1 protein-coding gene is annotated in these 478 nt (G+C 36.4%); it reads right to left on the bottom strand.

What is annotated here, in order from left to right:
* Positions 1-221: hypothetical protein (locus tag PGQ38_RS14125; RefSeq protein WP_270432293.1), on the bottom strand; the 221-nt coding region annotated here is incomplete at its 3' end.
* Positions 222-478: the final 257 nt, after the last annotated feature.

Raw genomic sequence — 478 nt, 5'->3', positions numbered from 1 at the left:
GTTTTCCATCCAGCTCTTGCGAGAGACGGAACTTTTTCTTCATAAGACTCAATTTCAATCACCGTATCTTCATCAAGATCAATGTATTCTCTTTTAAGTAAAACAGCATTTTCCTTATTTTCATATGGCTTGATTTCAGTATCTGCCTTTACCGTCACCATACTACCAAGGGAAATAATCATGGTTAATAATACACACAACAAACTTTTCATTTTTCTCATAAAGAGCCTTCTTTGTAATTATCCTATTTTTAAATCGAGAAATGGATTCTTTTCTCCCCTCCTTCCCATTCCCACTACATTTCCGATTTAATTTTGTAAATCAACAGTAATACCATCTCCAACTGGAACCGCCAGGTCTTCCGGTGCCTGGTCTTCATCATATACTGTTCCTATTTCTTCTATGTAAGCATCTTCCGATTCCTTCTGCTCATAGGAAACCGTTTTTCCTATAGTTCCTGAATAGTGATAAAGCTGTA

This window comes from Blautia faecis (assembly GCF_027662325.1).
Classification (GTDB): Bacteria; Bacillota; Clostridia; order Lachnospirales; family Lachnospiraceae; genus Blautia_A; species Blautia_A faecis.
This window is presented reverse-complemented; position numbering and strand designations above follow the sequence as displayed.